This window comes from Pseudomonas sp. RL_5y_Pfl2_69 (assembly GCF_963970465.1).
Taxonomy (GTDB): domain Bacteria; phylum Pseudomonadota; class Gammaproteobacteria; order Pseudomonadales; family Pseudomonadaceae; genus Aquipseudomonas.
Genome location: NZ_CAXAOU010000002.1, coordinates 312,691 through 330,226 on the forward strand (window position 1 = coordinate 312,691; position 17,536 = coordinate 330,226).

At 59.6% G+C, this 17,536-nt stretch carries 17 protein-coding genes; 9 read left to right on the forward strand and 8 right to left on the reverse strand.

What is annotated here, in order from left to right:
* The first annotated feature begins 235 nt into the window (after positions 1 to 235).
* Together dcd and AACY07_RS04710 are read left to right on the forward strand one after the other, a co-directional pair.
* Positions 236 to 802 carry a dCTP deaminase gene (gene dcd, locus AACY07_RS04705; protein WP_016779707.1) on the forward strand — a complete coding sequence of 189 codons (567 nt, stop codon included), beginning with the start codon at positions 236 to 238 and terminating at the stop codon, positions 800 to 802.
* Positions 803 to 895: 93 nt separating this feature from the next.
* The gene (locus tag AACY07_RS04710) at positions 896 to 1,102 is read left to right on the forward strand and encodes a hypothetical protein (RefSeq protein ID WP_133075877.1); all 207 of its coding nucleotides are present in this window, start codon (positions 896 to 898) and stop codon (positions 1,100 to 1,102) included.
* Between the two features lie 27 nt (positions 1,103 to 1,129).
* Here AACY07_RS04710 and AACY07_RS04715 read toward each other — a convergent pair whose 3' ends face one another.
* The 7 genes from AACY07_RS04715 to AACY07_RS04745 form a co-directional block, all read right to left on the reverse strand.
* Entirely contained in the window at positions 1,130 to 2,251 is a 1,122-nt protein-coding gene (locus tag AACY07_RS04715) for a succinylglutamate desuccinylase/aspartoacylase family protein (protein WP_339473660.1), read from the reverse strand.
* 162 nt (positions 2,252 to 2,413) lie between these two features.
* Positions 2,414 to 4,876: a penicillin acylase family protein gene (locus AACY07_RS04720; protein ID WP_339473662.1), complete on the reverse strand. Its 2,463-nt coding sequence runs from the start codon at positions 4,874 to 4,876 to the stop codon at positions 2,414 to 2,416.
* Positions 4,877 to 5,063: 187 nt separating this feature from the next.
* The gene (locus AACY07_RS04725) at positions 5,064 to 5,705 is read right to left on the reverse strand and encodes a glutathione binding-like protein (RefSeq protein ID WP_133075874.1); all 642 of its coding nucleotides are present in this window, start codon (positions 5,703 to 5,705) and stop codon (positions 5,064 to 5,066) included.
* A gap of 201 nt (positions 5,706 to 5,906) precedes the next feature.
* Entirely contained in the window at positions 5,907 to 6,116 is a 210-nt protein-coding gene (locus AACY07_RS04730) for an SEC-C metal-binding domain-containing protein (protein ID WP_019823514.1), read from the reverse strand.
* 7 nt (positions 6,117 to 6,123) lie between these two features.
* Positions 6,124 to 6,609 carry an LEA type 2 family protein gene (locus AACY07_RS04735; RefSeq protein ID WP_339473665.1) on the reverse strand — a complete coding sequence of 162 codons (486 nt, stop codon included), beginning with the start codon at positions 6,607 to 6,609 and terminating at the stop codon, positions 6,124 to 6,126.
* A 34-nt stretch (positions 6,610 to 6,643) separates the two neighbouring features.
* Positions 6,644 to 7,120 carry a YchJ family protein gene (locus AACY07_RS04740; protein ID WP_326398391.1) on the reverse strand — a complete coding sequence of 159 codons (477 nt, stop codon included), beginning with the start codon at positions 7,118 to 7,120 and terminating at the stop codon, positions 6,644 to 6,646.
* Positions 7,121 to 7,124: 4 nt separating this feature from the next.
* Positions 7,125 to 7,622, reverse strand: coding sequence for a DUF6231 family protein (locus AACY07_RS04745; RefSeq protein WP_326425464.1), 498 nt, complete (start codon positions 7,620 to 7,622; stop codon positions 7,125 to 7,127).
* A gap of 146 nt (positions 7,623 to 7,768) precedes the next feature.
* On the opposite strand from AACY07_RS04745, the gene AACY07_RS04750 reads away from it, so the two are divergent.
* From AACY07_RS04750 to AACY07_RS04760, 3 genes are all read left to right on the forward strand, one after another.
* A complete protein-coding gene (locus AACY07_RS04750; protein WP_339473668.1) occupies positions 7,769 to 8,461 on the forward strand; it encodes an OmpA family protein in 693 nt (230 codons plus the stop codon).
* 138 nt (positions 8,462 to 8,599) lie between these two features.
* Positions 8,600 to 8,869, forward strand: a complete 270-nt coding sequence (locus AACY07_RS04755) for a DUF1145 domain-containing protein (RefSeq protein ID WP_133075869.1) — start codon at positions 8,600 to 8,602, stop codon at positions 8,867 to 8,869.
* Positions 8,862 to 9,620, forward strand: a complete 759-nt coding sequence (locus tag AACY07_RS04760; protein WP_339473670.1) for a collagen-like protein — start codon at positions 8,862 to 8,864, stop codon at positions 9,618 to 9,620. Before AACY07_RS04755 ends, AACY07_RS04760 begins: the two co-directional genes overlap by 8 nt.
* 58 nt (positions 9,621 to 9,678) lie before the next feature.
* On the opposite strand, the gene AACY07_RS04765 is transcribed toward AACY07_RS04760, so the two are convergent.
* On the reverse strand, positions 9,679 to 10,143 hold the full coding sequence (locus tag AACY07_RS04765; RefSeq protein ID WP_133075867.1) for a CopD family protein: 465 nt from the start codon (positions 10,141 to 10,143) through the stop codon (positions 9,679 to 9,681).
* A 98-nt stretch (positions 10,144 to 10,241) separates the two neighbouring features.
* On the opposite strand from AACY07_RS04765, the gene dinG reads away from it, so the two are divergent.
* The 4 genes from dinG (at position 10,242) to AACY07_RS04785 (ending at position 17,455) form a co-directional block, all read left to right on the forward strand.
* The gene (gene dinG, locus AACY07_RS04770) at positions 10,242 to 12,386 is read left to right on the forward strand and encodes an ATP-dependent DNA helicase DinG (protein WP_339473672.1); all 2,145 of its coding nucleotides are present in this window, start codon (positions 10,242 to 10,244) and stop codon (positions 12,384 to 12,386) included.
* A gap of 95 nt (positions 12,387 to 12,481) precedes the next feature.
* Positions 12,482 to 14,845, forward strand: coding sequence for a beta-galactosidase (locus AACY07_RS04775; RefSeq protein WP_339473674.1), 2,364 nt, complete (start codon positions 12,482 to 12,484; stop codon positions 14,843 to 14,845).
* A 111-nt stretch (positions 14,846 to 14,956) separates the two neighbouring features.
* Positions 14,957 to 16,102 carry a serine hydrolase domain-containing protein gene (locus AACY07_RS04780; protein ID WP_326398386.1) on the forward strand — a complete coding sequence of 382 codons (1,146 nt, stop codon included), beginning with the start codon at positions 14,957 to 14,959 and terminating at the stop codon, positions 16,100 to 16,102.
* Positions 16,103 to 16,309: 207 nt separating this feature from the next.
* Positions 16,310 to 17,455: a serine hydrolase domain-containing protein gene (locus tag AACY07_RS04785; RefSeq protein ID WP_339473923.1), complete on the forward strand. Its 1,146-nt coding sequence runs from the start codon at positions 16,310 to 16,312 to the stop codon at positions 17,453 to 17,455.
* Positions 17,456 to 17,536: the final 81 nt, after the last annotated feature.

Sequence of the window (17,536 nt, forward strand, 5' to 3'; positions counted from 1 at the left end):
GAGATTCTCAGTGACACAAGCAGCACAGTGGCGCCACCTTAACGCTTTTTTCCGAACGTGCAAAGGGTCTTTGCGAAGGTTTCTCTAAAAACGTGACTGACGGTTGCCCTCACAGCCTGTATTCACGGCATCTACAGCTATTTTCGATATTTTTGCCCCAGACTTTTGAACCGGGCCCTAGGGGGCGGTAAGATGCCCGACAGAATTTTCTACCTCGCTATTCAGGACACCCGCCATGAGCATCAAACCAGACAAGTGGATTCGCCGCATGGCGCAAGAGCACGGCATGATCGAACCTTTCGTCGAGCGTCAGGTGCGTGAAGAAGGCGAGAACCGTCTGATTTCCTACGGCGTATCGAGCTACGGCTACGACGTTCGTTGTGCAAACGAATTCAAAGTGTTCACCAATATCAACTCGGCGACCGTTGATCCGAAGAACTTCGACGCGGGCAGCTTTGTTGATGTCACCAGCGACGTCTGCATCATTCCGCCCAACTCCTTCGCTCTTGCACGCACGGTTGAATACTTCCGTATCCCGCGCAACGTGCTGACCATCTGCCTGGGTAAAAGCACCTACGCTCGTTGCGGCATCATCGTTAACGTGACGCCGCTTGAGCCTGAGTGGGAAGGCCACGTAACGCTGGAGTTTTCGAACACCACGACATTGCCTGCCAAGATCTACGCCAACGAAGGCGTGGCACAAATGCTGTTCTTCGAGTCCGATGAAGAGTGCGAAGTGTCGTACAAGGACCGTGGCGGCAAATATCAGGGCCAGCGCGGCGTGACCTTGCCACGCACCTGACGAACAGAGGGAATTCTTGAGCGATAAAGCACTCTATTGAGTGTATTTCCGGTTACGCATCCAGCGAGCCGGATCATCGCTCAGGAGTGCCTCATGAAGATTGATCCGAGTATCCGCGCCCAATTGGCAAACCTTGAGCCTAATCAGGTAGGAGTGCTGGCGTGGTCTCTGCTTGCCTTCCCCCAGTTGCATGCAGGTGGCATCCCCGGCCAGCCTGATCCCGATTCCCCGCAGCCGATCGAACCCGAACCGGGCGTGCCAACGCTGCCTGACGAGCCACCGCCTGCCCCGATTGCGTGAATATTGACTTGCCCTGAACCGGTCGGCTCAAGGCGAAAGCAGATAGCCGCTGCGGTAAGTGTCGCGGCCCGCCACGTGGGCTATCACCATACCTGCAGTGGCCATTCGCCGAAGTGAACGGGCGTAGAGCAACCCCGGGTGGGTGCAGTAGACCGGTGTGAGCCGGTCGCTGATCGGGTCAATGATTTCGGCAATCAACTGTCCAGCGCTCAAGTAGTCGCCTGGCTTGGCACTGAATACCAGCAAGCCGCCCACAGGTGTCGCCACGGGCTCCACACCGCCCAAGGGGGTTGCGGGGTAGAGCAGGGGCGGCAAAGGCCCGGGTTCGCCGTCAATCGCGCCAAAATCGATCATGTAGTCAATCAGTGCCTGACAGTCGTGCTCTGCATGCGCGTGGCTGACGTCACCCAGGCCGCGCAACTCCAGGGTCACGGAGATGCTGCCCTGCGGAATCGCGAAGCAGTGCTCGAAACGCTTCTGTAGCTGCCACCACAGCAGGGTGAAGCACTCGTCGAACGAGAGTCCGCCGGAGTCTGTCGCCAGCAAGCTGGCTTGAGCGCCGAGATAACGGGCCAGCGGTTCGAACTGCAACCAGGCCTCTGGCGTGGTGTAAAGGTGGGGCACCGCCTCATAGTCGCAGTGCAGATCCAGCACCACATCGGCATCGCAGGCCAGGGTCTGCAGAATCAGGCGTTGCGAGTGCAACTGCGTTGTTGGCACCTGAGCCGCCAGCGACGTGCGCAAGTGACAACGAATCAACTGCAGGTTATGTGCAGGGTCATTGGTTAACTGACCTTCAAGCTCGTCACCGATTTGCTCACTGAGATCGAGGAAGTTGCGGTTGAAGTTCTGCCCGCTTTGCAGCTCGTAACGGCCCAGCGGGATATCCATCAGCACTTGGTCCAGACCGGCCGGATTGGCCATCGGTACCAGCACGATTTCACTGCGCAATCGTCCTGCTGCTTCCAGTTCAGCCAGGCGCTGCTTGAGGTGCCAGGCAACCAGCATGCCGGGCAGTTCATCAGCATGCAGCGAGGCCTGGATATAGATCTTGCCCCGAGGGTGGGCGGGGCCGTAATGAAAACTGTGGATATGCCGTTCAGTGCCCGGAACAGGTGCCAGCAATGGATGAATTTGATGTCGCTGCATGGTGACGTCCTTGTAGACCGGGTGAGAAGGCCAGGCAGTAGCGTTGTGCCCCGTCAATTCAATCCAAGCACATTCCCGCTGGCCTACAGATTATTTTTGCGCCTGTGCCATCAAGCATAAGCCCTCTCCAGTGGTGTGCAGGAGAGGGCCGCTTCGCAGCAATTACTTGCCCGGGACCAGGGTAAGGCGGGTTTTACCGTAGGTTTTGTCGAAGTTCTGCGGTTGCATGGGGAAGCCGAGGTACTGGCCCTTTAGCCACGGGTCTATGCCATCCGTGTAGTGCGCACTGGCCGGGTTACTGGATTGGCCCGTACTGTTTTGCCCCATCATCGGTTCGATTTGCCCGAAGTCGACGATCATGCGCATGGCAGGGATCAGCGTAACGTCGAAGTTTGATCCGGCGACGCTGTAGGCCGCGGTGTTGAGCGTGGTGTGATCGCCCCCTGCCATGACCGGCCCGCGAACCGTCTGGCCATTGGCGTTGCGCCACAGATATTGATGCAGCTTGCCCCACTGCCATGCCCTGCGGTCGCTGCCCATCAGGCTGTCACCGGCGTTAATGGCGCCCACCAGGGTGCGGGCCAGAATGGCCGGCTTGTCTTCTTTTTGCGGGGTCCGAATATCGTCCCAGAAGGGGCTGTCTTCGCGGCCCAGCAAGTGGTCTGCCACCGCCGAGTAGGACAGGTTGCTGTTGGCAATGAATGCCTTCCAGCTGGCGCTGCTCTCTGGCCCCAATTCATCAAGGAAGAGCTGGCGGGTACTTTCCTGCAAAAACAGTTCATACAGCGCCGCATCGGCCGAAGTCGGGCTGAGTTTGCCGTCAAAGGCCATCAGTCGGCCGAGGGCTTCGCGGGCCTTGGCCTGATCGGTCGCGGGCAACCCTGCGATCGCCTGCTTGAGTGGCAGCGCCATCCCGGGGGCGGTCAGCATGGTCTTCAGCTTGGCCGCGAACAGCGTGGTTTGGTCGTATTGCATCGCGATCATGCTGCGAGCGTCCTGTTTGCCGCTGCCTGCCAGTTGCGCAAGGCGCTCACTGCGTTCAGGTGACAGCCACGAGTTGGACAGTTGCATACCGTAGCCATAGGCGGCAGTTCGCTGGTTGGCCGTACCCAGCCAGCCCTGGGCCGGGTCCTGGTCGTAGGGGTGCAGCATCGGGTCGGCGTAACCCTCCCAGTCGTAGCGGCCGTCCCAGCCCGGTGACGGGAACAGGCCAAGGCCCTCGCGTCGGTTCGGATAGAGACCGGTCACCTGCCAGCCAATGTGACTGGCGTCGGCGTACAACAAATTCAGGGCCACAGCGCGTATTTCGCGGCTGGCATCCGAGGCTTTTTCGCTGTTCTGTGCGCGGGACAGGTCAAAGAACGCATCCAGGGTTTTGTCACCCTTCAGGTCCGGGGTTTGCAGGGCAAGGCCAAGGCTGCTGTTCAGCGCATTGGGTGTGCCTACCGCGCTGTTGAGCAGTGGCCCATGGCGGGTTTCGTAAATGACCTCGCGTACCGGGCGCTGACCTTTGACGAAAAACGTTTCGTTGCGCACCGTCGCCGGCAGCCATTTGCCGTCAGCAAGGTAGTACAGGCTGCTGCCTTGGCGCTTGAGCTTCTCCAGGAACACGTCCTGGTTATCGCCCATCGCCATGCTCATGCCCCATGCCACTTTGCCATTGAAACCGGCAAACAGCGTCGGCAAACCCGCGATGGTTGCGCCCGCAGCCTGATATTTCGGGGCGCGAATCTGTACGTAGCTCCACGCCGAAGGGACGCCGATGGGCTGGTGAATATCGTTGGCCAGCAGGCTTTTGCCGCTGCGGCTGCGTTGCGGGCCAATCGCCCAGCCACTCGACGCCGTGACGCCGGGCAGGCTCAGCTGGGTGATCTGCTCCAGAGCCTGGGTCAAGGGGCTCAAACCTTGCAGTTGGCTACCCAGGGCAAGGCCTTTGAGCTTGTCTGCTTCGCTGGTGGGCAGGGCTTCGTTGGGGTAGGTCGGCATCAGCCACGGGAGTTTGTCCGTGCCGACTTTTTGTGCCAGCGCCAGGGAGTTGAGTTCTTCTTGCAGATTGGTCGACATCCCGAAGTTCAGCAGGCTGAAAATCAGCGCCGAGTCTTCAGGTTTCCAGTACTCGACTTTGTAGCTGGCGTGCGCCAGATCGGCCGGGAGCTTGTCGCGATAGCGGAACAGATAGGCGTTGACCCCGCGGGCATACACCTCGAAAAACTGCTTAAGGCGCGGGGATGCACTCTTATAGAGTTCGTCAGCGTTCTTTTTAAGATTGATGGTGCGCATCAGCCGGTCGGTTTCCAGGGCGTCGGCACCGTTCAGCTCGGCCAGTCGACCCTGTGCCAGCAAGCGCAGGTGCACCATCTGGCTGATACGGTCACCGGCGTGCACATAACCCAGGGTGAACAGGGCGTCATGAAAGCTGCTGCTTTCGATCAGCGGCATGCCCTGGCTGTTGCGACGAACCGACACATTCTGCGCCAGCCCTTTGAGCGGCTGCATGCCAGAGGTAGGCACCAGGCTTTGAGTGGTCTGATTGTTAATCTGGCAACCGGTCAAGCCCAGCAGGCTGACCACTGCCGCGGCAACGCCGAACCGGGGTAGAAAATGAGTAAGGGCTGGCGAGGCCATGGCAAAGCTCCTGCGGGGGGTATGTGTCATCGAAAGCCGCTACGTTAGTGAGGCCGATGACACCGTGCAAGCGCTATCTGTAGCCGCTGGCACAGGCGGCGATAAGGCCCGCAGGGCCTTCAAATTCATAGAGCCGCTGCGCGGTCCATTGCAGCCTGCGCCAGCGGCTATACAAAGCCTGATCGGGTTACTTGGGCGGGTTGATTTTATCTACCAGCGCGTAGGCCCGTTCAGTGGCCGGGCGTGCCTTGATGCGCTGGAACCACACCTTCAGGGCCGGGAAATCGTCCAGGTTCTGGCCTTGCCACTCATGGGGCACGATCCACGGGTAAATCGCCATGTCGGCAATGCTGTACTCGGCCCCGGCCACAAAGTCCCGACCCTCCAGCTGTTTATTCAAGACACCGTACAGGCGGGCCGTTTCATCGGTGTAGCGCTTCATCGCGTACGGGATTTTTTCCGGTGCGAAACGATTGAAGTGATGATTTTGCCCGGCCATGGGGCCCAGGCCGCCCATTTGCCAGAAAAGCCATTGCAAGGCCATCTGCCGACCGCGCAGATCCTTGGGCAAAAATTGACCGGTTTTTTCCGCGAGGTACAACAAGATAGCGCCGGACTCGAATAGCGACAGCGGTTCGCCGCCGTCGGCCGGAGCCTGGTCGACAATGGCTGGGATGCGATTGTTTGGGGCGATCTTCAGGAAGTCCGGAGCGAACTGTTCATTTTTACCGATGTTGATCGGGTGAACCTTGTAGGGCAGGCCAGCTTCTTCAAGAAACAACGAGACTTTGTGGCCGTTGGGCGTGGTCCAGTAATAAAGATCGATCATGAAGGGCTCCAGAAGGAAATAATCACGCAGCAAGCAATGGCCGTCAGAGGTGGCCGTTGGCTGTGGGTTGTCAGTTTTACTCCCAAAAGAGCGTCGGATGAAAGTCGGTGATGGATTCTTGGTCTGAATTTTCATCACGCAAAAACACAAACGCCGCACATGCCCAAGGCAGGTGCGGCGTTTGCAGAGCGCCCCGAGGTATCAGGCGCCGTGGCACTTCTTGAATTTTTTGCTGCTGCCGCACGGGCAAGGGTCGTTGCGGCCAACGTCTTTCAGTTCGTTGCGCACTGGCTCTTGAGGTGCATGGCCGCAATGCGGGCCATGTACATGACCATTGTCGTGGTCATGGGTGTGGCCATGATCATGATCGTGGTTGCAGTCGGGGCCATGAACGTGGGGTTGTTGGGTCATTGCTCAATCACTCTGGAATAAAATCACCGGGGATTATCTCGCCTTTACGCGTCACGTGCACGTCGTAACCGTAGAACAGGCCGGTTTCAAGTGTGCCCTCAAACCGGTAGGGGATGGGCCGGTCGGGTATTTCGAGCAATTTGACCAAGGGACGCACCTGTGGCCAGAGGTTGGTGCGAACAGGGATCGTGAATTCTGCCTGGCTGTTGGGTTCCACGCTGAACCAGTGTTCACGTTCACCTTCAGTGAGTTTTATCGTACCCAGGTACACGGTATAGCTCAGGCCCCGCACGGTGAGTGTGGAGTCATTGGGGTTATTGATCATGAAATGCAGCTTGAAGCGTTGTTCCAGTAATTTGGCCTGAACCAGTTCAACCCTGACCAGGCGTACGTCCGGGTCCTTGTCTGCGGAGTCAAACCAGGAGACGCATCCCGACAGCATCAGGACCATCGCCAGGGCAGTTGCTTTTATTATTCGAGCCCGAGCATCCATTCCTTACCCCTCAACGTGCCAGGATCCGGTCAGCCTATTGACTGAAAAAGCCGGCACAGCATTTTTTGAATTTAAGACCGCTGGTACATGGGCATGCATCGTTGCGCCCAACCTTCAGCGGTACCGTGGGGTCGATGAAATACCAGCGGCCACAGCTTTGTACAAATGACGAGCGCTCGCGGTGGCTGTGCTCACCGTTGGCGTCATGCCAGCGTGCAGTAAAGGTCACAAATGCATGTTCAGGCTGACCGCCGAACACTTCGCTGCCTTCGACCGTCAGGCCCAGCCAGGTACTTTGCGCGCTCCAGTCGGCAATGGACAGCCGATCGAGCCCTGCCTGCTGCACGGGCAAGGTGGTCGCGACCAGATAGTCGATCAGGCCCAGCACATAGGCGCTGTAACGCGAGCGCATCAGTGTTTCGGCGCTTGGGGCCGGATGACCGTCGTGATAGTGCCCGCAGCAGGCGTCCAGAAGGTTGCCGCTGCCACAGGGGCAAATGGATGTACTCATCGGGTTACCACCAATACTTGCCAAAATTTTCCGGGTTGGCCCAAAACCTGGCGTTGAGCCAGTCGGGTACTTGTTTGTACTCGCGCAGATCGTAAGTGAAAAGAGTCAGTACCTGCTCGTCACGCTGAAAGCGCTCATTGCTTTGCAGGGCGAGTGCAAAAAAATCGGTTTCTTTCCAGTCGCAGGCCGTCAGGTCCGCCAGCACGGCGATGCGGCTGGCATTGAGGTTGCGAATCCCTCCCAACAGCTCCAGACCTGTGCGTTTGGGCAGGTGCTCCAGGCAATCGATCACCAGGGCGAGGTCAAAGCGCTGTGCGCCAAGGTCCTGGGGCAGTGGGCCGGGCGCTGCGTGAGCGACCAGTGCCTGCGGGTGCGCAGCCTGAAAAGCGGCCAGTGCCGGAAAGCTGCTGGCGCCGACCACGAGCAAGCGTTGCGGCGCATAACGATCAAGCAGTGCTGCCAGCGCTTGCTGGGGCGTGCGTGTAGAAATACCGAGCGTCATCGAAAGTCCTCACTTAGAGCGTCCAAGACTAGCCTGCGCGAGCCTTGCGGCCTAGGGGGGCTGTCACGATGCTGGCGCATACCCCAACCGAGGTCTTTACTTTGCGGTGCATCGGCCAGACGCCGACCCTCAGGAGTGATCCCCTTATGAGCCTCATCAGAACAGCGTTACCTTTGGTTGTTCTCACCAGTGTTTTAACGGGCTGTGCCGGGTTGCAAAAAACCGATTGGCCCACCTGTGCCGCCGTCGGGGGTGTGGGCGGGGCGGCGTTGGGCGCGATAAACAGTTCAGCCTGGGCCGGGGGCGGTGCCCTGTTCGGCGCGGGCATGGCAGCCGCTTACTGCTGGGTTCACGGCGATGGTGATGCGGATGGCGATGGTGTACTGGATAGTCGCGACAAGTGCCCTGACACCCCCAAGGGCGTGAAAGTCGATGACGTGGGCTGTCCGATTGTGGCCGTGGTTGTGGTGCAAGAAGTGGTTGTGGTCAAGGAAGAAGCGATTGTGGTGCGTGATGTGAATTTCGAATTCAACTCCGCCAAACTGACCGCGTCCGACAAGGACAAGCTCAATGTGATTGCTGCCCGCTTGAAAAAAGACGCTGCCAATGCGCAGCTCAAGGTCACCGGCTACACCGACAGCGTGGGTAATGAGGCCTACAACCTCAAACTGTCCAAGCAGCGTGCGCAGTCAGTGGTCGAGTACTTGATCGAAAGCGGCGTGCCGCGCAGTCAGTTTGTCTCTGTGGCAGGTGCCGGCGAGGCGAACCCGGTTGCCAGTAACCAGACCCCTGAAGGTCGGGCCCAAAACAGACGTACCGAGATCCTGATCGTTCGCTGAGCAGGCACCGGGTACTGAGGTTCGCCGCAGGTTTGATCACCAGGGTCAATTCTGCGGCGAAACTTTTTGTAAAGGTATCTGGCGCCGTGCTCCTGCAAGCCGGTACTGTGCGTCCAAAGAAAATCTGAAGGCGGATGTATGAAGATGCTTTGGGGGCTGGGTAAGGCATTGACGCTGGTGTTTTGGGGCGTGGTACTGATCAACCTGTACGATCCCTTGATCTACCCGTTCGATGTGTTGATTAACGCTGCTGGCAGTCTGTTGCTGCTGACCCACGCGCTTGAAATGCTGCTGTTCAAAGCCCGTCTGCAAGACCGGCCCCATCCCTGGCGTGATCGCCTGCTGATTATTGTGCTTGGAATTTTCCACGCCTACACCCTTGCTGAGCGAGAGCCCCGTCATGCGTAAGTTATGTTTGCTGGCTGCCCTGTGCAGCCCTTTTGCCCACGCTGACGTGGTACTGGTTGAAGCCAACTCGCTGATGCGCCTGCCCGCCAACGCCAGCGTGTTGCACCTGGAAAAACTCGACGTTGCAGATTACGGCACGTTATTGATTCCGGCCGGTGTCACTCAGGTCAACATCGACCAACTGCATTTGGGCCGCGAGGCGCGTATCACCCTCGTGCCGGCTGAACGCGGCATAGAGCTGCGGGTGGTCCGTGCCGAACTGGGCGAAGGCAGCCAGATCAATGCCCGCGGTGCCGCGGGCACCTTCGAAAAACCGGCACGGCCAGCACGGGACCTGAGCCTGCGCATCGAGTCACTGCAAGCGCCGCAACTGTCCATCGACGCCCGTGGTGGTACGGGGGCGCCGGGTTTTGTCGGGCTGGATGGCGGCAACGGTGAAAATCCGGGTTGTACCTGGGGTTCCGCGGGCTCAGGTGCCAATGGCGCCAACGGTGGCGATGGCCAGCCGGGTGCAGCAGGGGGGCAGGTGCGGGTCGAACTGCCTCGTGACTACCCAGGCGAGCAGATCAGCGTGCGGGTAGACGGTGGTGCGGGTGGCAAGCCCGGGGAAGCCGGACGCCCGGGCTCAGGCGGTAAATCCAAGGGTTGCATCGTGTACCGCACGGACGGCGGCAAATCGGGCCGTCCCGGTCTGGCCGGGCAGCCGGGTGAAGTGGGTACAGCGGGCGCGGTGACTCTTCAGCGGCTGTAATCCAGGCAAATTGTGGGAGCAAGCCTGCTCCCACACACATCGAAGTTAACCGTCAGACTCAGAAACCCGGTCGTGCCGCCGCAATGGCCACCAGTGCCAGGCCCACAAGCAGGTTGCACCCCACCAGTCGCCGGATCCGGCCCATCACCGCTGCGCCTTCTGCCCAAGCCTGGGTCTCTACGGCCTTGCGCAATTCAGGCAATTGCAGCGACTGGATCCGGATAAACAGCGCCACCATCACGATGTACAGCCCCATCATGATCTGTACGTAGCGCGGAGCCGTTTCAAAACCGTTGAAGCGCATCTGCAGCAGGCCGACACCGCTGATCGGCAAAATCACCACCGCGACCCATACCCAGACAAAAAAACGTTGAAACACTTCAACCCACAGTTTTAACCGCGCAGGGCCTTCCAGGGCTGCGATTGCCGCCGGGCGCAGGATCATCCAGGCGAAAAACATGCCGCCCACCCAGATCAGGGCGGCCAATACATGCAGGCTGTAGGCGAGGGCAAAGGCGGTCATTGGGGTACTCCGTTCGGCGCGGGATGAATTAGCGGGGTATGATAGCGGCCATTCGAACCACTGAAAATTTATCCAGCGTTTCTTGCGCCCGAAGAATCATGATTAGTACCGAACTCAAAACCCAGATCCAGGGCGCTTATTCGCGTTTTCTCGAATCCAAAAGCCTTAAGCCCCGTTACGGCCAGCGTTTGATGATCGCTGAAGTGGCCAAGGTGCTGGGTGATATCGACACCGACGAAGAGAACCACCGCAGTGGCGATCCGGCTGTGGTCGCTGTAGAAGCGGGCACCGGCACCGGTAAAACCGTGGCCTATTGCCTGGCGGCCATTCCAGTGGCCAAGGCGGCAGGCAAGCGACTGGTAGTCGCCACCGCCACCGTCGCGCTGCAAGAGCAGATCGTCTACAAGGACCTGCCGGACCTGATGCGCAACAGCGGGCTGAATTTTACCTTCGCGCTGGCCAAGGGGCGTGGGCGCTACATGTGCCTGTCCAAACTCGACATGCTGCTGCAAGAGGGCCACGCGCAAACCGCGACGGCGCAGCTGTTCGAAGAAGAAGGCTTCAAGATCGAAGTCGATGAGGCCAGCCAGAAGCTGTTCACCAGCATGATTGAAAAACTGGCCGGCAATAAATGGGACGGCGACCGCGACAGCTGGCCCCAGGCGCTGGAAGATCAGGACTGGGCACGCCTGACCACCGATCACAGTCAATGCACCAACCGTCATTGCCCCAACTTCGGACAGTGCGCCTTTTACAAGGCCCGCGAAGGCATGAGCAAGGTGGACGTCATTGTCACCAACCACGACATGGTCCTGGCTGACCTCGCCCTGGGCGGCGGCGCTGTATTGCCTGACCCCCGAGACACGGTCTACGTGTTCGACGAAGGTCATCACCTGCCAGACAAGGCTATTGGCCATTTCGCCCATTACACCCGTTTGCGTTCAACGGCCGACTGGCTGGAGCAAACCGCCAAAAACCTCACCAAACTGCTTGCCCAGCACCCATTGCCGGGCGACCTGGGCCGTTTGCTGGAGCAAGTGCCGGAGCTGGCCAAAGAGATCAAGGCCCAGCAGCAGTTCATGTTCGCGGCGTGTGAGCAAATTGCGGACTTTAAAGTGGGTGAAGAGCCAGAGGGCCGCGAGCGGCCCCGCCACCGCTTTATCGGCGGGTTGATTCCCGATCACATGCGTGAAATGGGTATCGAACTGAAAAAAGGCTTCTCGCGCCTGACGGATCTGTTCACCCGTCTGACCGAAATCCTCAAGGACGGCATGGACGGTGAGGTCAATATCGGCATCACCAGCAACCAGGCTGAAGAGTGGTATCCACTGTTTGGCAGCTTGCTGTCCCGTGCTCAGGGCAACTGGGAATTGTGGACTGCCTTTACCGTCGAAGACCCTGAAGACAACCCGCCAATGGCGCGCTGGCTGACCCTGGCTGAAAGCGGTTCGCTGTTTGATATCGAGGTCAATGCCAGCCCCATCCTTGCCGCTGAAATGCTGCGTCGCAACCTGTGGAATGTGGCTTATGGCGTCCTGGTGACATCGGCCACCCTGACGGCACTGGGCACGTTCGATCGTTTCCGCATGCGCGCAGGCCTGCCGAAAGCCGCCGTTACCGCCGTGGTGCCAAGCCCCTTCCATCACGCGGATGCGGGCGTATTGCGGGTGCCGGACCTTAAAGCCGATCCGCGTGACGCGACGGCCCACACGGCGGCGATCATTCGTGAGCTGCCGGCACTGGTCGAAGGTTCGCGGGGCACCCTGGTGCTGTTTTCATCGCGCAAGCAAATGCAGGACGTGTTCGACGGCCTGGAGCGGGACTGGCGCAAGCAAGTGTTTATCCAGGGCAACCTGTCCAAGCAGGAAACCCTCAATAAACACAAGGCCCGGGTCGACGCCGGAGATTCCAGCGTACTGTTTGGCCTGGCCAGCTTTGCCGAGGGTGTGGACTTGCCCGGCGCCTATTGCGAGCACGTGGTCATCGCCAAAATCCCGTTCTCCGTGCCCGATGATCCCGTCGAGGCGGCGCTGGCGGAGTGGATCGAAGCCCGTGGCGGTAATCCCTTCATGGAGATCTCGGTGCCCGACGCTTCGCTGAAGCTGGTGCAGGCTTGCGGGCGGCTGCTGCGAACCGAACAGGATCGCGGCACGATCACTTTGCTGGACCGGCGACTGGTCACCCAGCGCTACGGCAAAGCCATCCTTAATGCATTGCCGCCCTTTAGGCGCGAAATTTCTTAAGTGCGAGTCGGCGTTATTGCCGACTTTGCTGTCTATGCTTTGACCTTCACCACCTCACAGGCCCGTTTTCGGCCGTTTGGGAGAGCTAGATCCATATGATTCGCCGTTCGCTGTCTGCTGTTTTTGCGTTGCTGGTTACGACCCCGCTGTTGGCGGCGCCTGCCGGTCAACAAACCCTGTTCAATTTCGTTCGCCCGGCCGATGTGGTGCAAGTGGCGACTACGGATGCGAGCTTGCCGCAATACAATGCGGAGCAAACGGCGGAAGGCGAAGTGCTGCGCCGCGTGATCTTTAACCCGGCCGCCGCGCCGAGCCTGCGTTTGACCCCGCAAACCGGAGTATGGGACTGGTCCCAGTCGGGGATGATGACCCTGCGCATCCAGAACGCGATGAACTGGGCGCTGACCCTGGACGTGACCGTGCAGAGCAGTAACGGCCAAACCCTGACCAGTCGTGTCGAACTGCCAGCAGGCCCGGCGCAGACCCTGCTGTTGCCGTTGAAGGCCAATTCGCCTCGCAGCCAGGGCATGCGAGCCGGCCCGCCAATGCCGATGACAGTCGATGGCCAGCGCATCTTGCTGGCCGCCAGCACGGGTGACATCGATCTGAGCCAAGTGGTTTCGGTGAGCCTGTCGATCCCGCAACCGGCTGCTGCGCAAAGCATTCTGCTGGAGCGCTTCGGGGTGCAGGACGGTGAGGGCGTGATCAAAGCTGTTTATGGCTCGATCGTCGATGGCTACGGCCAGTCGACCCGTGCCAAATGGCCGGAGCGTGTGGCTAACGACGAGCAGCTCAAGGCGGCGGCAGCCAAGGAACAGCAACAACTCAAGGGCTGGCTGGCCGGACGTGCCGACCAGGATAAATATGGTGGCTGGCTCAAGGGCCCAGGGTTTGAGGCGACCGGTTTTTTCCGCACAGAGAAACGTAACGGACGCTGGAACCTGATCACCCCCGAAGGTCATCCCTTTTACTCCCTGGGCCTGAACGCCGTGACGGCCAACGACAGCCAGACCTACGTCGCAGGCCGTGAGTGGATGTTCACCGACTTGCCCAAGGACGGCGCTGCGCTGGCCAGCTATTACGGTACCGCGGACAACAACAGCGGCAATGCGTCCACTCAGGGCAGGGGCTTCAACGCCGGTCGCTGGTACAACTTCTACGGTGCCAACCTGCAACGGATCTACGGCGAACCTTGCCCACCGGTAAAAGCCGAGCTAAAAACCGAGCCGGGTAGTGCCCCCGCCATACCTTGTGCGCCTGAGGCCTTCGATGCCAAGCGCTGGCAAACCCATACCCTGGATCGACTGCAAGCCTGGGGTTTCAACACCATCGGCAACTGGAGCGACCCGCAGTTGGGCCTCAATGATCGCGTGCCGTATACCTTGCCGCTGTCGATTGTGGGTGACTACACCAGCATCAGTACCGGCACCGACTGGTGGGGCGGCATGCCCGACCCGTTCGACCCGCGCTTTGCAATGGCCACCGAGCGCGCCGTGGCCATTGCTGCCCGTGACCATCGCGACGACCCGTGGTTGATCGGCTATTTCGCCGACAACGAACTGGCGTGGGCAGGCCCGGGTGATGATCCGAAATCCCGTTATGCGTTAGCCCTCGGCACGCTGCGCATGACCACCGACGCACCGGCCAAGCGCGCATTCCTCAAGCAATTGCGGGACAAGTACCGCAACCAGCAGGGCCTGTCCAAGGCCTGGGGTGTGGATATTCCGGCGTGGGAACTCATGGAAGACCCGGGCTTCGAGGCGCCTTTGCCTAACGCCGAACACCCGGAAATCGAAGCCGACTACCAATATTTCCAGAAAGTCTTCGCCGACACCTACTTCAAGACCATTGCTGACTCGCTGAAATGGCATGCCCCCAATCACTTGCTGCTGGGCGGGCGGTTCGCCGTCAGCACCCCAGAGGCCGTGGCATCCTGCGCCAAGTACTGCGATGTGCTGAGTTTCAACCTCTACACCCTGCAACCGCAGGACGGTTACGACTTTGCCAAGCTGCGCGAACTGGACAAACCGGTGATGATCACCGAGTTCAACTTTGGCTCCCGTGACCGCGGCCCGTTCTGGGGCGGCGTCACCGAAGTGGCCAACGAAGAGGCTCGCGGTCCGGCCTACAGCAAGTTCCTCAAACAGGCCGTGGCCGAGCCATCGATTGTCGGTGTGCACTGGTTCCAGTACCTGGACCAGCCGGTAACCGGTCGCCTGCTGGATGGCGAGAACGGTCACTTCGGCATGATCGGTATCACCGATTTGCCGTTTACCGGATTTGTCGACAGCGTACGCAAGTCCAACCTGCAAGCCCTCGACCAGTTGGGCCAGGAAGCGGCCAAAGCCCGGGCCGAGGAAGAAAAAGCCGCCAAGGCCCCCGTGCATGCAACTGACGACGGGAGCGGCGGACGCTCTGGCACAGGGCATGCGGGCGGTCATTCCGGCAAAGGTCACTGAGAGGTCAAACCCGATGGGCGGCGAAGTATTTCGTCGCCCTGAAGGGTTTCTGCCTGTTCAATTCCCACTTTAAAACTAAGGTCCTTCACTCAACTGAATGGAGTCTTGGTCATGGAAGCTAAAGGGAAGTGTGCAAGTGGATTTGAGGCCGTTCAGCAAGCCTTCGAGGCGATCTTTGACGATCCGCAGGAACGTGGGGCAGGACTCTGTGTGCAGGTCGGTGGCGAGACGGTTGTCGATCTGTGGGCGGGTGTGGCGGACTTGGAGGGTCACAAGCCCTGGCGTCACGACACGCTGGTCAACACCTATTGCTGCATCAAGCCTTTCACCGCCATCGCGGCGCTGATGCTGGTCGAGGAGGGCAAGCTGGAGCTGGATCAGACGGTTGCCCACTATTGGCCGGAATTTTCCCAGGGCGGTAAAGGGCGCATCACATTGCGCCAGGTGCTGTGCCATACCTCCGGCATCCCCGCGCTGCGTTTGCCTAACCGCACGCCCATCATGTACGACTGGGATGCCATGGCCGAGGTCGTGGCAGCGGAGCCGCTGTGGTGGGAACCCGGGACCGATGTAGGCTACGGCGCCACCACGTATGGCTGGATCGTTGGCGAATTGATACGCCGGGCCGACGGGCGAGACCCCTGCAGGTTTATTCGTGAACGGATTTCTGAGCCCAATGCTTTAGAAGTGCATATGGGCGTTGATTCGGAGCACTTTCATCGCATTGCTGCTTTTGAACGCGCTGAAGGGAGAACGGGCGATAACTACGCGCAAGACCTGCGCACCGTGATGGTCAGCGAGCCCGAGCATGTCGCGACCCTTGCCTTTACTAACCCCTCCAATGCGTCGAGGCAAACGTCGGACCCCCGCTGGTGGGCTTATCGCCATCCCGGTGTGAATGGCCACGGCACCGCTCATGGCCTGGCCGGGTTTTACAGTGCGTTGATGGGGGGGCGGCTGGTGGGGCCTGAACTGCTTGAAGAATTCACCCGCGAGCACAGTAACGATATAGACCGCACCCTGCTGCGGCCCATGCGCTATGGCCTGGGCTGCATGATGGAACAACCGGCCGATCCGGGAGCGTCACATCGCATGGGGCCAAAGGCTTTCGGCCATGTGGGGCTGGGTGGGCCGATATCCTTTGCCGACCCTGAGCGGGATGTAAGCTTTGGTTTCGTGACCACCACCATGGGCAGTCATGTGCTGATGGACCCGCGCGTGCAAAAACTGGCGCCTTTGGTCTACGCGGCACTTTAGGCCGGGTTGACGATGTGTAGCCTCTGCCTTGTGCAGCGGCTACAAGCGTTCTATTTCACAAAAAATCCACTTTGGCGCTGATACTTTCAGCGCCGATTCAATAACGCCCAAAAATTGTGCGTCCAGAGCGCGTTGCTCTGTTTCAAAATCCTACCGGTGCTGGAACAATGCACGCCTTGTAGAGCCATGCAGATCCAGGAGGTGCGGGTGCAGATTCAGGGTTTTCACGACCTTAAGTTCGAAGCAGTACGCGAGGCGTTTGCTGATCTTTTCAATGATCCGCAAGAGCGCGGTGCGGCACTGTGCATCCAGATCGGTGGCGAAACGGTACTTGACGTGTGGGCCGGTACGGCTGACAAGGACGCAGAGCAACCGTGGCACACAGACACCATTGCCAATCTGTTTTCGTGCACCAAAACCTTTACGGCTGTCACCGCGCTGCAGCTGGTGGAAGAGGGCAAGCTGGAACTCGATGTGCCCGTTGCCCGTTACTGGCCTGAGTTTGCGGCAGCGGGTAAAGAATCCATCACGTTGCGCCAGCTACTGAGCCATCGGGCCGGTTTGCCGGCGTTGCGTGAATTGATGCCGCCAACGGCATTGTATGAATGGCAGACCATGGTCGATGCGCTGGCCGCTGAAGCGCCCTGGTGGACGCCAGGCGAAGGCCACGGCTATGCCGCGATCACCTATGGCTGGCTGGTGGGCGAGTTGATTCGCCGTGCCGACGGCCGCAGTGCGGGCCAGTCGATCATGGCGCGAACGGCCAGGCCGCTTGGGCTGGACTTTCATGTCGGGCTGGCGGATGAAGAGTTTTACCGGGTGGCCCATATCGCCCGCAGCAAGGGGACGATGGGGGATGCGGCGGCGCAGCGTCTGTTGAAGGCGATGATGAACGAGCCCACCTCCATGAGCACACGGGCATTCACCAATCCGCCGTCGATCATGACCAGTACCAATAAGCCCGAATGGCGCCGGATGGAACAGCCAGCGGCCAATGGGCACGGTAACGCCCGCAGCCTGGCCGGGTTCTACAGCGGTCTGCTCGATGGCAGCCTGCTTGAAGCCGAAATGTTCGAGCAACTGACCCGCGAGCACAGCCTGGGCGAGGATAAAACCTTGCGTACCCAGACCCGTCTTGGATTGGGTTGCATGCTGGATCAGCCGAGCGTGCCTAACGCGACCTTCGGTTTAGGGCCCAAAGCCTTTGGCCATCCAGGTGCTGGCGGGTCGATTGGCTTTGCCGACCCGGATTGTGAAGTGGCCTTTGGTTTTGTGACCAACACACTGGGGCCTTATGTTTTGATGGACCCAAGGGCTCAAAAGCTGGTCAAAGTCCTGGCGACGTGTATCTAGTCGGGTATTTGTAGGCCGTAGGTCGGAACCCTGTAGCTTTTATGAGTGCAACGTTTTTTTATGTAGGCTTATTGCCTCTTT